We start from the raw sequence: 12,293 nt of genomic DNA on the forward strand, positions 1-12,293 counted from the left end.
TGCGACCCTGATCGGGTCAGGTCGCTCGCATCAACCAATTCGACAGGGGTCTACCGGAGTGAACACCGCAGTCATCATCGGCATCGTTGTCGCCGTCATCGTGCTCATCGCGCTGATCGTTCTCGGCGTGATGCTGTCGCGGCGACGGCGGATCTCGCTGTCCGACGATTCGGCGACACAGGGTCCGGTCGACGGCACCACCAGGCAGGTCGACAAGTCGGGCGGCTATCAGGCGGGGTCGGGATTCAACTTCAGCCAGGGCGGTGGCGGGGTGGGGCTCGCCGAACCCCCGGAACCGGTGGTGCGTCCCGGCACGGAACGCACCGAGGTCGACGGCCAGCCCGGTGTCGGTGACGACGCCTCGGTGCCCCGCGACTCCGCGCAGCGCGGCATCCGGGACGTCGCGCTGCCCGACGCCGATGCGGACACCGGCACGCAGACCATGCCCGACGACACCGTCCGGACACCGGTAGCGGACGACGTCGTGGAGGCCCCGACCTCGGCACCCGAGGCGCCCGCAGCCGAACCGGTGGCACCCGAGACCACTCAGCAGCCCGAGACCACTCAGCAGCCCGAAACCACTCAGCGGCCCGAGACCACTCAGGAGCCCGAGACCTCGGTGGCGCCCGGGTCGCCGGTGGCACCCGAGGCGCCCGCGGCCGAACCGGCAGCACCCGAGGTTCCGGCGGCCGCAGCACCCGAGCTCGACGAGATCGCTCCGACGGCGGGCCGGCTCGGCCGTCTCCGCGGGCGGCTGTCACGTTCCCAGGGCGCGATCGGCAAGAGCATGCTCGGCCTACTCGGCGCCGGTGACCTGGACGAGGAGAGCTGGGAGGACATCGAGGACACGCTCTTGATGGCCGACCTCGGCACGGCCGCCACGATGGCGGTGGTGGAGCGTCTGCGGACCGAGCTCGCCACCTCGAACGTGCGTACCGCCGAGGACGCACGCGCGCTGCTGAAGCGGGTGCTGGTCGATCAGTTGCGTCCCGAGTTCGACCGCTCGGTCCGCGCCCTGCCGCACGCCGGGCAGCCCGCGGTGGTGCTGGTGGTCGGTGTCAACGGAACCGGGAAGACCACGACCACCGGAAAGCTGGCGCGGGTACTGGTGGCCGACGGCCGGCGCGTGTTGCTGGGGGCCGCCGACACCTTCCGTGCGGCTGCTGCCGACCAGTTGCAGACCTGGGGCGAACGTGTCGGCGCGGAGGTGGTCCGGGGCAAGGAACAGGCGGACCCGGCGTCCGTGGCCTTCGACGCCGTCGTCAGGGGCATCGACGACGGTGCCGACGTGGTGATGATCGACACGGCCGGGAGACTGCACACCAAGACCGGTCTGATGGACGAGTTGGGCAAGGTCAAGCGGGTCGTCGAGAAGAAGGCGCCGGTCGACGAGGTCCTGCTCGTCCTCGACGCCACGGTGGGTCAGAACGGCCTCACGCAGGCGCGGGTGTTCGCCGAAGTCGTGGACATCACGGGCGTGGTCCTGACCAAGCTGGACGGCACCGCCAAGGGCGGCATCGTTTTCCATGTGCAGGAAGAGCTCGGCGTACCGGTGAAACTCGTCGGCCTCGGAGAGGGCGCGGACGACCTGGCGCCGTTCGAGCCGGAGGCATTTGTGGACGCGTTGCTGTAGAAGGTTCACCGTCCTGAAATCGCGCTTCAAGAGAACGCGAATTCGCGGTCGGCGATTCTTCGACGGGCCTGAGAACCTGCTGAGGCACGACCTGCGCTGTTACCCGTAGGAAATATAAACCGGCGAGTGGTTCACATTCTCGAAACGTCCGAGCACCACGGATGAAACCGAGTGCCGACAGTCTCTTTGCAGGCGCCGAGCCGTCGGCGCACTCTGAGGAGGTTTCTACAGTGGTTTTGGCACTGCCAGACGATGCTTTCGCAGTTCCAGATGCCGGCAATACAGCGTGGATGCTCGCCAGTGCGTCGATGGTTCTGTTGATGACGCCGGCACTCGCCTTCTTTTACGGGGGGTTGTCGCGGGGCAAGTCGGTTCTGAACATGATGATGATGTCCTTCGGCTCGATCGCGACCGTCAGTGTCGTGTACGTGTTGTGGGGCTTCTCGATGGCTTTCGGTAATGGCATCACAGGCGACGACGACATCTGGGGCGTCTTCTCGAATCCGTTTGCGCTCTTCGGGTCCAATCAGTTGATGGAGACCAAGGAGGTGACCCAGGGCGGGGAGGCGGTCGAGCAGGTCGTCACCGGCGGGCTCACCATCCCGTCGACGGTGTTCCTCGCATTCCAGCTGACCTTCGCGGTCATCACGGTCGCCCTCATCTCGGGCTCGCTCGCCGAGCGCGTGAAGTTCTCGACGTGGCTGGTGTTCTCGGTTGTGTGGGCGACGATCGTGTACTTCCCGTTGTCGCACATGGTCTGGGGTGGCGGCATCATGTCCGGCGCCGAGAGTGGTTTCGCCTCATGGATGTTCGGCTCGACCGACGGCGCCGCGAACGTCGCGCCGATCGACTTCGCCGGCGGCACCGTGGTCCACATCAACGCCGGTATGGCGGGCCTCGTGCTGGCCGTGATCGTCGGTTCCCGTGCCGGATTCGGCAAGACCGCGTACCGGCCGCACAACATCCCGTTCGTGATGCTCGGCGCGGCCCTCCTGTGGTTCGGCTGGTTCGGATTCAACGCCGGATCGGAACTCGCCGCCGACATGGTCGCCGGCAAGGTGTGGATCAACACGACAGCGGCCACCGCCGCCGCGATGATCGGCTGGCTGGCCGTGGAGTGGATTCGCGATCGGCATCCCACCTCGGTCGGTGCGGCATCGGGCATCGTCGCGGGTCTGGTCGCCATCACCCCGGCCTGTGGGGCGCTGACCCCGGTCGGATCGATGATCCTGGGTGTTGTCGCCGGTATCCTGTCCGCGCTCGCCATCAGCCTGAAGAACAAGTTCGGCTACGACGACTCGCTCGACGTCGTCGGTGTGCACCTCGTCTCGGGTCTCTGGGGCACGATCGGTATCGGTCTGCTGGCCGAGGAGACCGGTCTGTTCTACGGACACGACTACAAGCAGCTCGTTGTGCAGATCGTCATCGCACTCTTCGCCTTGGTGTTCACCGGTGTACTCACCACGATCATCGCGCTGGTCCTCAAGCCGCTGGGCTGGAAGGTCGCACAGGAAGACGAGCACAACGGCATCGACGAGGCGGAACATGCGGAGACGGCATATGAACTCGCATGAATCCCTGCACTTTCGCTACTACGCTGATTCTTGTGGAGAGGGATAACTCATGAAGCTGATCACCGCAATCGTGAAACCGTTCACGCTTGAGGACGTCAAAGCAGGTTTGGAGCAGGCCGGAATCCTGGGTATGACCGTCAGTGAGGTCCAGGGGTACGGACGGCAGAAGGGTCACACGGAGGTGTACCGCGGCGCCGAATACTCGGTGGACTTCGTACCCAAGGTCCGCGTCGAGGTCGTCGTCGACGACGCGGCGGTGGACAAGGTCGTGGACGTCATCGTGGAGGCCGCGCGCACCGGCAAGATCGGTGACGGGAAGGTGTGGGTGTCACCGGTCGAGTCGGTCGTCCGCGTCCGCACCGGTGAGCGCGGCGCCGACGCGCTGTAAGCCGGGCCGATGCCCTTTCTCAACCCATCTCACGGCCCCGCGTCTGATGACTCAGGCGCGGGGCCGCGTCCTGCACGTCCGATTCCCGAGACGCCGGTGGCCGCAACCGATCTCGCCGCGACCCGCCGCCAGCTCCTGGAGTCGGGCAAGAGTGGGAAACTCGACGCACCGGGCCTTCGTCAGGTGCTCGTCGACCTTCACGAGTTCTGGCTGGTCTCCAAGGGTGTCGAACTCGGGATCCGGTCGGACAGCGGATATTCGATCATCGCGGTCGGCGGACTCGGACGCGGCGAACTGCTGCCGTTCTCCGACCTCGATCTCATCCTGTTGCACGACGACATGCCACCGGACGAGGTCGCCGAGGTGGCCGACGGTCTGTGGTACCCGTTGTGGGATGCCAACATTCCGCTCGACCACAGCGTGCGCACGGTCCCGCAGGCGCTCCAGGTCGCCAGTGAAGACGTCAGTGCTGCACTCGGATTGCTCGAGGCGCGGCACATCGTGGGTGACGAGGATCTGTCCACCCTGTTGATCGGCGGTATCCGTCAGCAGTGGCGCACCGACATCCGCGATCGTTTCCCCGCGGTGGTCGCGCATGCGCAGGATCGCTGGCGTCGCGCCGGCGACATCGCGCACCGTGCCGAGCCAGACCTGAAGAACGGTCGCGGCGGTCTGCGTGACGTCCAGTTGCTCGGTGCGCTCGCCATCGCGCAGCTCACCGACGGGATGGCAAGTCTGCGGCCGGACTCCCCGGGGGCCGGGCCGCAGATGGCCTACGGCCGATTACTGGACATCCGCACCGAATTGCACCGGATCGCCGGCCGTCCCAGGGAACAGGTCCGCGCACAGGACGCCGACGAGATCGGCGCGGCCTTGCGGATCGGCGACCGTTTCGACCTGGCGCGGGTCATCAGCGATTCGGCCCGCACCATCAGCTATTCCATCGATGTCGGCCTCCGGACCGCGGGTAATGCGTTGCCGCGCCGCGGTCTGGCCAAACTGCGCCGATCGCCGATCCGCCGTCCCCTGGATGAGGGCGTGGTGGAGCACAACGGTGAGATCGTGTTGGCGCGCAACGCGATTCCGAGCAAAGATCCGGGGCTGATCCTGCGGGTGGCGTCGGCGTCGGCGCGTACGGGTCTGCCGATCAGCGCGTCGACGCTCAGCCGTCTCGCCGACTACGCTCCCGAGCTCAGGGAACCGTGGCCCGCCGAGGCCCTCAGCGATCTTCTGGTGCTGCTGGGGTCGGGCCATCACATGGTCGACCCCATCGAGGCGCTCGACCGGACCGGGCTGTGGGGTCGGCTGTTGCCGGAGTGGGGTGCGGTTCGTGATCTCCCGCCACGCGATGCCATCCATACGTGGACCGTCGACCGACACCTGGTGGAGACTGCGGCGCATGCCGGGTCGATGACCACGCGGGTGTCGCGTCCGGATCTGCTGGTGCTCGGTGCGTTGATCCATGATCTCGGCAAGGGGCGCGGTGCAGATCACAGCATCGTCGGCGCGGACCTGGCCATCCAGGTGGGAAATCGGTTCGGGCTGTGGCCCCAGGATGTGACCCTCCTGTCGGAGATGGTCCGGCACCACCTCCTCCTCCCGAGCGTGGCCACCCGCCGCGACCTCGACGACCCGGCAACCGCGGAATCGGTGGCCGCGACGCTCGGCCACAACAGGACGCTGCTGGAGCTGCTGGCGACGCTGGCCGAGGCCGACTCGCTCGCGACCGGGCCGGGTGTGTGGGGCGAGTGGAAGGCCTCCCTGATCAACGACCTCGTGCGTCGTGCGCTCCGATTGATCGACGGGGGAGGCCCGGTCCGGCCGGAGTCGTTGTCGCTCGAGCAGATCTCGTTGGCGGAGGCAGGCGGATTCTCCGTGATCATGTCGCCCGCCGACGGCCCGCACACCTTCCGGGTGACGATGGTCGCCCCGGACCAGCCCGGTCTGCTGTCCAAGATGGCCGGTGTGCTGGCTCTCAACGGCCTTCGGTCGCACTCCGCGACGGTGCAGGGGCATGGGGACAGCGCGGTGAACTCGTTCGTCGTGGTCCCGATCTTCGGGAGTCCACCCGAAGGCGGGCTGATGCGCCAGCAGCTGATGGCGGCGGTCGACGGGAAGATCGACGTGCTGGCCCGCCTCGACGTGCGGGAGGCCGAATCGCCGATCCCGACGATCGGGTCGGTGTCGGCGACGCCCGGGGTGTCGGCGGGAACGGGAGCCTCGGCAGGCAGCACCGACCCGGCGGTGGATGGTGCCGGTCACCCGAAGACCGCAGTGCCCGCTCTGTTCGCAGTCGCACCGCCCCGTGTCATCTGGGTCGATCTCGACGCCGCCGATTCACCCGCGGAGTCCGGCGATGTCCTGATGGAGTTGCGGACCGATGACCGCATCGGTTTGTTGAGCCGTGTCAGCGCGGTGATCGAACGTCACGGCGCGCAGGTGCGCTGGGCCAAGGTCGCCACCCTGGGCAGCACCGTCGTCGACACGTTCTGTCTACGCCTCGACGACGACGGCGAGCCGGCGAGAACACGCCTGGCCGACGACGTCATCGCGGTGTGTCCACCTCTGCAACCGCGTGCCGAAGGCGACGACGGAGACGGCCCGCAGAATCATGGCGGGACCGCGCGGTCAGGGGTGCCGATCAGCTGACCGCACCCGCCGGAAGGTCCGTGACGATCACACGACCACGCGCCGGTGATCCATTCCGACACCGGAGGTGATCGGGCCGGGGCACGAGCATGGAAGACTAGAGGCATGTTCGATTCGCTTTCCGATCGGTTGGCCGATGCCCTGAAGGATCTTCGCGGCAAGGGCCGGTTGTCCGATGCCGACATCGACCGCACCTGCCGGGAGATCCGACTGGCGCTGCTCGAGGCCGACGTCTCCCTGCCCGTGGTCCGTGGTTTCATCGCCAAGATCAAGGAGCGTGCCAAGGGCGCCGAGGTCTCCGGTGCGCTGAACCCTGCCCAGCAGGTCGTCAAGATCGTCAACGACGAGCTCGTCGGGATCCTGGGGGGCGAGACGCGACGGATCACCTTCGCGAAGAACCCGCCGACGGTGATCATGCTCGCCGGCCTGCAGGGTGCCGGTAAGACCACCCTGGCCGGCAAGCTCGGTCACTGGTTGCAGAAGCAGGGCCACACACCCCTGCTGGTGGCCTGCGACCTGCAGCGGCCCGGCGCGGTCTCGCAGCTGCAGATCGTCGGTGAGCGTGCCGGCGTCAAGGTCTTCGCTCCACATCCCGGAACCTCCATCGGCGGCGAGGGCCAGCTCGGTGTCACCGCCGGCGACCCGGTGTCGGTGGCGCGCAGCGGAGTGGCGGAGGCCGCGGCCCAGCATCACGACGTCGTGGTGATCGACACCGCGGGTCGGCTGGGCATCGACCAGGAGCTGATGAAGCAGGCATCGGACATCCGCGATGCCACCGATCCGGATGAGGTCCTGTTCGTCGTCGACGCGATGATCGGTCAGGACGCGGTGTCCACGGCCGAGGCTTTCCAGGACGGAGTCGGCTTCACCGGCGTCGTACTGACCAAACTCGACGGCGACGCCCGTGGTGGCGCGGCGCTCTCGGTGCGTGAGGTCACCGGTCGGCCGATCATGTTCGCGTCCTCGGGCGAGAAGCTCGACGATTTCGACGTCTTCCATCCGGACCGGATGGCCAGTCGGATTCTCGGGATGGGCGACGTGCTGTCGCTCATCGAACAGGCCGAACAGCATTGGGACACCCAGCAGGCCGAGGCCGCCGCGGCGAAGATCACGCAGGGGGAGCTGACCCTCGAGGACTTCCTCGAGCAGATGCTGATGATCCGCAAGATGGGTCCGATCGGCAACATCCTGGGCATGCTGCCCGGCGCGGGCCAGATGAAGGACGCGTTGTCGCAGGTCGACGACAAGCAGCTCGACCGTGTGCAGGCGATCATCCGCGGTATGACACCGGCCGAGCGGGACAACCCGAAGATCATCAACGCGTCGCGCCGGCTGCGTATCGCCAACGGGTCGGGTGTCTCGGTCAGCGAGGTCAATCAGCTCGTCGACCGGTTCTACGACGCCCGCAAGATGATGTCCCAGATGTCCGGCCGGATGGGCATGGGCGGTGGCGGACGCAAGACCAACCGCAAGAAGGGCAAGGGCAAGAAGGGCAAGAACCGCGGACCCACGCCACCGAAGGCCGCGCGTGCCGGTCTCCCCGGCATGGGCGGTATGCCCGGGATGCCTGCCGGTTTCCCCGACCTGTCAAACATGCCCGCGGGTCTCGACGAGCTGCCACCGGGGCTCGAAGGCCTCGACGTCAGCCAATTCCAGCCCAAGAAGAAGAAGTAGCAGCAGTGGCCGGACCGATGGGAATCGGGTCGGCGCCCGCCGACGACGTGCGGCACTACCGTGGGCGAGACCCGTTCGGCGACGAACAGATCGACCTCTGGGTGGTGGGTGACACCATCACCCGCGAGCCGGTGGCGTCGGCCCGTACCGTCCTCGATGGCGGCTGGATCATCCCGGGCCTGGTCGACGCGCACAACCACGTCGGGATCGCACCGGGGCTCGGCGTCACCATCGACCGGGCGCGTGCGTACGCGAAGGCGGATGCGCGCGCCGGCACACTCCTGATCCGTGAGGTGGGGTCGCCGCTGGACACCCACCCGCTCGACGACGACCCGTCGTGCCCGCGCTTCATCCGGTCGGGCAAGCACATCGCGCGCCCCAAACGCTATTTGCGGGATTACGGTGTCGACCTCGAGAATCCCGACGAGCTCGCCGATGAGGTGACCAGGCAGGCGCGCGACGGTGACGGCTGGGTGAAGATCGTCGGCGATTGGATCGACCGCGAGGCGGGGGATCTCACGCCGTTGTGGACGCGGCGGCAACTCGATGCGGCGGTGGCCGCCGCGCACACGGAGGGAGCGCGGATCACCGCCCACGTCTTCGGTGCCGACGCGTTACCCGATCTCATCGGGGCCGGAGTCGACTGCATCGAGCACGGCACCGGATTGACGACAGATCTCATGGACGAGATGGTCGAGCGGTCGATCTCGTTGGTGCCCACCCTGATCCAGGTGGAGAACTTTCCGGGTATCGCCGACGGCGCCGACCGATTCCCGACCTATCAGGCGAATATGCGCAAGCTCCATCAGAATGCGGAGGCCGTGTTCGCGGCCGCTCGTGAGGCGGGGATCACGATGTTCGCCGGCACCGATGCGGGTGGCTTCGTCGAGCACGGGCGGATCGTCGACGAGATCGTGGCGATGGCCGCGGTCGGCTTCGGGGCGGAGGGTGCGTTGCGGGCCGCCAGCGTCGCGCCGCGGGAGTGGCTCGGTGCCGGCGTTCTCGGCGAGGGCGACCGCGCCGACTTCATCGTCCTCGACGACGACCCCCGAGAAGACCTGACGACGCTGCGTCGACCACGGTCGATTGTTTGCTCTGGGCTAACCGTCTCCTGACCTCGTCGCGCACAAAACCCCAGTTCACATCCCCGAGTGTGAGGTGTTCGTGTGAGGTACTCCACGTTCGTTGAGCTGGTACCGCTAACTTACCGGCTGGTAATGTGACGACCGCGTTGCATGGGTTCGCGGGCGCGGAGACATCGCCGACTTCACTCCGAGACAGGTCAGGGGAGGGCCGTCATGGGAGATATCGGCGAGTCGGGGTCTCCGCGGTTGGCACGCGACATGTGGTTACCTTCAGCGGGGTGGGTAACCACATGTCGAACCCCGTGCACGACCTCTGGGACGTCGGCGCCGCAGTGTCGAGGCCGATGCGGTTTTTGCTCCGGGAGCCCGGTCTGGCAGAATGGCACGCTGGTTCGTCGGACCCGGTTACGTACCGACCGACGGTCACACCACAACAGATCGCAAAACCGGGTCCGTCACCGGACGGGCCGCTGAATTGCGTAGTGACCACTGAGGAAGAAACATGGCTGTCAAGATCAAGCTCACGCGTCTCGGTAAGATTCGCAACCCGCAGTACCGCATCGTCGTCGCAGATTCTCGGACCCGCCGCAACGGCCGGGTGATCGAGACCATCGGCAAGTACCACCCGAAGGAAGAGCCGAGTCTGATCGAGGTCGATTCGGACCGCGCGCAGTACTGGCTGGGTGTCGGGGCGCAGCCGACCGAGCCTGTCGCGGCCATCCTGAAGGTCACGGGTGACTGGCAGAAGCACAAGGGTCTCCCGGGCGCCGAGGGAACCTTGAAGACCAAGGAGCCGAAGCCGTCGAAGCTCGACCTCTTCAACGCTGCCTTGGCCGCTGCCGACAGCGGACCGGCGGCCGAGGCCACCACCCCGAAGAAGAAGGCCGCCAAGAAGGCCGACGAGGAGACCCCGGCCGAGGCCCCCGCCGACGCCGCCGCGACCACCGGTGACGACAAGGCCGGCGCGTGACCGCAGTCGTCGCTGACGCGGTCGAGCACCTCGTCCGTGGCATCGTCGCGAACCCGGACGACGTTCGTGTCGAGATGATCACCGGCCGTCGTGGCCGGCTGGTCGAGGTGCACGTCAATCCCGAGGACCTCGGCAAGGTGATCGGTCGCAACGGCCGCACCGCAACCGCACTGCGTACGCTCGTCACCGGTATCGGTGGCCGCGGTATGCGTGTGGACATCGTCGACACCGATCGCTGAGCGAGAACGACTCCGCGATGGATCTCGTGGTGGGCCGTGTGGCCAAATCGCACGGTGTTCGCGGTGAGGTGGTCGTCGACATCCGCACCGACGATCCGGCGTCGCGATTCGCTCCCGGCACCGACCTGCGTGGCAGACTGCCGCGTGGGGGCGGGGAGAAGACGTTCACGGTGACAGCCGCCCGGCAGCATGCCGGGCGGCTGTTGCTGTCCCTGGACGAAGTCGCCGATCGGTCGGCGGCAGATGCTCTGCGCGGCACGCTGTTTCTCATCGACAGCGCCGACGTCGACTCGGGTGAGGACCCCGACGAGTTCTACGATCACGAACTCGAGGGTTTGCCGGTCTCGACGATCGACGGCGTGGAGGTGGGCGTGGTCGCTTCCGTGCTGCATCTGCCCGGCGGCGAGATCCTCGCCGTCACGACCTCGGAGGGTGGCGAGGTGCTGATCCCGTTCGTCCGCGAGATCGTGCCCACCGTGACCTCCGAGGTCATCGAGATAGATCCCCCCGACGGTCTGCTGGATCCCGAGGCGTGATGATGCGCATCGACGTCGTCTCGATCTTTCCCGAATACCTGGACCCGTTGCGGGCTGCCCTGCTGGGCAAGGCGATCGACGCGGGTCGCATCAGTGTCGACGTGCACGACCTGCGTACGTGGACCCACGACGTGCACCGCAGCGTCGACGACTCGCCGTACGGCGGCGGGCCCGGGATGGTCATGAAGCCCGAGGTGTGGGGACCGTGTCTGGACGACGTGTGTCCCGACGACGCGCTGCTCGTCGTCCCGACACCGGCGGGCGTGCCGTTCGGCCAGGCGACCGCACAGCGGTGGAGCGTGGAAGATCATCTGGTGTTCGCCTGTGGGCGCTACGAGGGCATCGACCAGCGCGTCTTCGACGACGCGGCCCGTCGCGTACGGGTCGAGGAGGTCTCCCTCGGCGACTTCGTGCTGATCGGCGGCGAGGTCGCCGCGATGGCGATGATCGAGGCCACCGTCCGCCTGATCGACGGCGTCCTCGGCAATCCACGATCGCACCAAGAGGATTCGTTCTCCGACGGGTTGCTCGAGGGGCCCAGCTACACCCGGCCGGTGTCCTGGCGCGGCCTCGATGTGCCCCCGGTGCTGCTCAGCGGAGACCATGCGAAGGTGGCGGCCTGGCGGCACGAGCAGTCGCTGGCGCGGACGGCGGCGCGCAGGCCGGACCTGCTGCCTGCCGAACCACACGACGATCGCATCATGTAAGCCTCGCTGTCGTCGTCACCCGCCGACAGTGGTTGGACGCGACGCTCGAATCTCGCGTGGGCGCCCGCTAGGATTGCTCGACCGGGAGGGGGTCGGATGATGGCGGACCGATGGTCGGCGATGCTCGACGAGCTGTCTCGGCAGAGATCGGAGTTGACCAGGGTCGGGGAGGCGATGGCGGGGTTGACCGCTCATGCCGTCAGTATCGATCGTCTGGTGTCGGTCACCGTCGACGCCCGTGGGATGCTCCTCGATCTGACGATCGATCCGCGCGCGATGCGTCGCCTCCGGGCCGAACAGCTCTCCGCGCAGATCACCACGCTCGTCGCCGAGGCGGACCAGCGATTGCATGACCAACGGAACCAGATCTACACGGCGGCCGTCCAACCAACACCGGACTACTCCGATGTCCGGGTGGATGCGAGCGCACAGCCGCGACGACCGGGGGACACCGATGGCTGACATGTCGTTTCCCGGCGAGGCGTCGGCGCGTGGTGGCGGGCATGGCGATCCGGTGGCCGGCGCTGGGCGGCTCGATGTCGATGTCGAGTCGCTGGGCAGGCTCACCACCCGCCTGGCGGCCGTCGACACCCAGTTCGGGTGGCTCGCCGTCGAGGTGACCGAGGCGCTCGCCGACGCCGAGGCAGCAATCGGCGTCGACGATGCTGCACGCGCATTTCGCACTGGATTCGCCGGCCTCGCCACCGATTTGGCGGCCGCGTCGGGCGGGGTGGCGCGAGCACTGGCAGACCATCAGATGCTGATCGCCCGCGGGGCGCGCGAGATCGGCGACGCAGACGACGAAGTGGCTCTGCGGCTGAAGTCGGGCGAACGATGA

12 protein-coding genes are annotated in these 12,293 nt (G+C 67.3%); all 12 read left to right on the forward strand.

The window, feature by feature from the left end:
* Positions 1-58: 58 nt before the first annotated feature.
* The 12 genes from ftsY (at position 59) to ACPXCG_RS19065 (ending at position 12,293) form a co-directional block, all read left to right on the forward strand.
* Complete coding sequence (gene ftsY / locus ACPXCG_RS19010) at positions 59-1,633, forward strand: signal recognition particle-docking protein FtsY (RefSeq protein WP_425793654.1); 1,575 nt, start codon at positions 59-61, stop codon at positions 1,631-1,633.
* A 230-nt stretch (positions 1,634-1,863) separates the two neighbouring features.
* Complete coding sequence (locus tag ACPXCG_RS19015; protein ID WP_425793656.1) at positions 1,864-3,207, forward strand: ammonium transporter; 1,344 nt, start codon at positions 1,864-1,866, stop codon at positions 3,205-3,207.
* Between the two features lie 49 nt (positions 3,208-3,256).
* Positions 3,257-3,595 (forward strand): P-II family nitrogen regulator, encoded by a 339-nt coding sequence (locus tag ACPXCG_RS19020; RefSeq protein WP_005176661.1) that lies wholly within the window; start codon positions 3,257-3,259, stop codon positions 3,593-3,595.
* Positions 3,596-3,604: 9 nt separating this feature from the next.
* Positions 3,605-6,244, forward strand: coding sequence for a [protein-PII] uridylyltransferase (locus tag ACPXCG_RS19025; protein ID WP_425793658.1), 2,640 nt, complete (start codon positions 3,605-3,607; stop codon positions 6,242-6,244).
* A gap of 105 nt (positions 6,245-6,349) precedes the next feature.
* On the forward strand, positions 6,350-7,918 hold the full coding sequence (ffh, locus tag ACPXCG_RS19030) for a signal recognition particle protein (RefSeq protein WP_425793659.1): 1,569 nt from the start codon (positions 6,350-6,352) through the stop codon (positions 7,916-7,918).
* A gap of 17 nt (positions 7,919-7,935) precedes the next feature.
* Positions 7,936-9,033, forward strand: a complete 1,098-nt coding sequence (locus ACPXCG_RS19035; protein WP_425793996.1) for an amidohydrolase family protein — start codon at positions 7,936-7,938, stop codon at positions 9,031-9,033.
* 472 nt (positions 9,034-9,505) lie between these two features.
* Positions 9,506-9,973, forward strand: a complete 468-nt coding sequence (gene rpsP / locus ACPXCG_RS19040; RefSeq protein WP_425793660.1) for a 30S ribosomal protein S16 — start codon at positions 9,506-9,508, stop codon at positions 9,971-9,973.
* On the forward strand, positions 9,970-10,212 hold the full coding sequence (locus tag ACPXCG_RS19045) for an RNA-binding protein (RefSeq protein ID WP_124706967.1): 243 nt from the start codon (positions 9,970-9,972) through the stop codon (positions 10,210-10,212). Before rpsP ends, ACPXCG_RS19045 begins: the two co-directional genes overlap by 4 nt.
* Before the next feature lie 17 nt (positions 10,213-10,229).
* A complete protein-coding gene (gene rimM, locus ACPXCG_RS19050; protein ID WP_425793662.1) occupies positions 10,230-10,748 on the forward strand; it encodes a ribosome maturation factor RimM in 519 nt (172 codons plus the stop codon).
* A 2-nt stretch (positions 10,749-10,750) separates the two neighbouring features.
* Positions 10,751-11,455 (forward strand): tRNA (guanosine(37)-N1)-methyltransferase TrmD, encoded by a 705-nt coding sequence (trmD, locus tag ACPXCG_RS19055; protein WP_425793664.1) that lies wholly within the window; start codon positions 10,751-10,753, stop codon positions 11,453-11,455.
* Positions 11,456-11,551: 96 nt separating this feature from the next.
* A complete protein-coding gene (locus ACPXCG_RS19060; RefSeq protein WP_425793666.1) occupies positions 11,552-11,917 on the forward strand; it encodes a YbaB/EbfC family nucleoid-associated protein in 366 nt (121 codons plus the stop codon).
* Complete coding sequence (locus ACPXCG_RS19065; protein ID WP_425793668.1) at positions 11,910-12,293, forward strand: hypothetical protein; 384 nt, start codon at positions 11,910-11,912, stop codon at positions 12,291-12,293. The genes ACPXCG_RS19060 and ACPXCG_RS19065 overlap by 8 nt, the downstream gene beginning before the upstream one ends.

The sequence above is a fragment of the Gordonia sp. DT218 genome (assembly GCF_049847105.1).
Classification (GTDB): Bacteria; Actinomycetota; Actinomycetes; order Mycobacteriales; family Mycobacteriaceae; genus Gordonia.

Bases quoted from the DNA above. Each gene is read 5' to 3' on its own strand.
- trmD (WP_425793664.1), top strand. From the start codon at position 10,751: ATGCGCATCGACGTCGTCTCGATCTTTCCCGAATACCTGGACCCGTTG.
- ACPXCG_RS19065 (WP_425793668.1), top strand. From the start codon at position 11,910: ATGGCTGACATGTCGTTTCCCGGCGAGGCGTCGGCGCGTGGTGGCGGG.
- ACPXCG_RS19025 (WP_425793658.1), top strand. From the start codon at position 3,605: ATGCCCTTTCTCAACCCATCTCACGGCCCCGCGTCTGATGACTCAGGC.
- rimM (WP_425793662.1), top strand. From the start codon at position 10,230: ATGGATCTCGTGGTGGGCCGTGTGGCCAAATCGCACGGTGTTCGCGGT.
- rpsP (WP_425793660.1), top strand. From the start codon at position 9,506: ATGGCTGTCAAGATCAAGCTCACGCGTCTCGGTAAGATTCGCAACCCG.
- ffh (WP_425793659.1), top strand. From the start codon at position 6,350: ATGTTCGATTCGCTTTCCGATCGGTTGGCCGATGCCCTGAAGGATCTT.
- ACPXCG_RS19020 (WP_005176661.1), top strand. From the start codon at position 3,257: ATGAAGCTGATCACCGCAATCGTGAAACCGTTCACGCTTGAGGACGTC.
- ACPXCG_RS19035 (WP_425793996.1), top strand. From the start codon at position 7,936: ATGGGAATCGGGTCGGCGCCCGCCGACGACGTGCGGCACTACCGTGGG.
- ACPXCG_RS19060 (WP_425793666.1), top strand. From the start codon at position 11,552: ATGATGGCGGACCGATGGTCGGCGATGCTCGACGAGCTGTCTCGGCAG.